Raw genomic sequence first — 1,732 nt, 5'->3', positions numbered from 1 at the left:
TCGGGACCTCAACGGAAATTCAATCTTATTAATTATCTTTCCGAAACATCGGAAAACGACTCGCGTCCTTTTCCCGCAAAAAATCATACACAAATACGTTGTAACACATTTAACCAAACCGCAAACGGAATGAAAAACACAATCTTTACTCTATTTTTGATTTCAACAATTTTGACTTATGGACAAGAAGTTGAAATGAACGAAACGCTGAATATTTATGAATACACTCACGTTAAAGAATTTGATGGCGGAATTAATGACCGACTTGAACTCTTTAAAGACAAAATGCAGGAATTAAACTATTCAGAAACCGATAAAAGCGATGACGGAATTAAGGGCGAGAATTTTTTCACTAAAATGATAATGGGTTCAGCAATGGAGGTTCATTACAACGCTTTGATTCAGTTTAAAGACGGTAGATATAAACTGACCATAAATAACTTCCGAATTAAAGACGAACGATATGGAACTGTTGCGGTGGAAACCTTACGCAAAGGAGCTCAAAAAAATGGGTGAAATTCATAAACGAAAAGCTTCCCCAAGTTGTCGCTAATTTGGAAAATACCGATAAATGGTAATCAAGTAATTTAATAACAATCAATCAAACGTACAATTAAAACTAAAGTAAATATGACCGAGGAACAAGGAGACCAAATAATCAAACTATTGAAAGATATTGACTCAAAATTAGGTGAAATAGAATATAATACGTCTAAAGTTAAAGACTTTTCAAACGATATTTGGGTTTTAGATGACATAAAGGACATTTTAAAAAGAATGGAATAAAAATGTGTTACAACAACGTGTATAGCTCATTGCGGGTGAATTCCTAATCGGAATTCATTGCAATTTGCTATCTTTCGGCTACGGCGGAAAATCATAGCTGATTTTCCGCAACCAGCCATACACAAAACCGTTGTGGTGCATTTAAAACAAACATTGTGAAACAAATTTTAATCGTATTAATTATGTTTTCTTTTTTCGGTTGCAATAAAAAAAACAAATCAAATCTGAACGAAAAAAACGGAATTGAAAGCGTAACGAATAACGAAACCGAAGAGCTTCCATTTTTTGGAACAATTACTTTATCAAATGCTCGTGACTACGAAGTGGACAAAGTAAGAATTAATGATAATAATGTTTCAATTGACCTAAATTTTGAGTTAGACAAAATAAATCCAAAATCTTTAAAAAGTGTACGGAATATTTTAGAAAATATAGAATCCATCGATAGACAAAATCAGAATGAATTTCTGAATTATATCTCGGAAAATGGAATGGTTCGAGAATATTTTAATTTCTACATCGAAAGATGTGACTCCCAACAATTAAATGATTATTTAAACAACGCTGACCAAAATCTACCAATAGAATTACGACTATTAAACTAAACTAAAAAGAGTTGGTATATATCCTGATTCACCAAGTTTTTTTGCTGTTTTGGACTATAAAGTTTTTGAAGAGTATTCAGACCAAATTTTAGTAGTGGTTTTGAATGAAAAAGGCGAAATCGAAAAGATAACAGTTGAAAGTTAAATAATAAAAACGACACCACAACAACGTGTATAATTAATTGCTGCTGTCCCGAAGCTTCGGGACCTCAACGGAAATTCAATCTTATTAATTATCTTACCACAACAATGGAAAAGAACTCGCGTCCTTTTCCCGCAAAAAATCATACACAAATACGTTGGCAACAATTGCTCAAAAAATAAATGGATAATCTTTTAGA

The 1,732-nt window shown here is 32.3% G+C and carries 3 protein-coding genes; all 3 read left to right on the top strand.

What is annotated here, in order from left to right:
* Positions 1-516: hypothetical protein (locus ACOSP6_RS16805; RefSeq protein ID WP_422095739.1), on the top strand; the 516-nt coding region annotated here is incomplete at its 5' end.
* A gap of 114 nt (positions 517-630) precedes the next feature.
* On the top strand, positions 631-786 hold the full coding sequence (locus tag ACOSP6_RS16800; protein WP_422092441.1) for a hypothetical protein: 156 nt from the start codon (positions 631-633) through the stop codon (positions 784-786).
* 155 nt (positions 787-941) lie between these two features.
* The gene (locus ACOSP6_RS16795; protein WP_422092442.1) at positions 942-1,391 is read left to right on the top strand and encodes a hypothetical protein; all 450 of its coding nucleotides are present in this window, start codon (positions 942-944) and stop codon (positions 1,389-1,391) included.
* Positions 1,392-1,732: the final 341 nt, after the last annotated feature.

The sequence above is a fragment of the Tenacibaculum sp. MEBiC06402 genome, from assembly GCF_049239625.1.
Taxonomy (GTDB): domain Bacteria; phylum Bacteroidota; class Bacteroidia; order Flavobacteriales; family Flavobacteriaceae; genus Polaribacter.
The sequence above is the reverse complement of the archived record's forward strand: the minus strand, read 5'-3'. Positions and strand labels throughout refer to the sequence as shown.

What these genes read in the sequence shown, in the direction of transcription:
- ACOSP6_RS16800 (WP_422092441.1), top strand. Translation starts at nt 631, where the DNA reads ATGACCGAGGAACAAGGAGACCAAATAATCAAACTATTGAAAGATATT.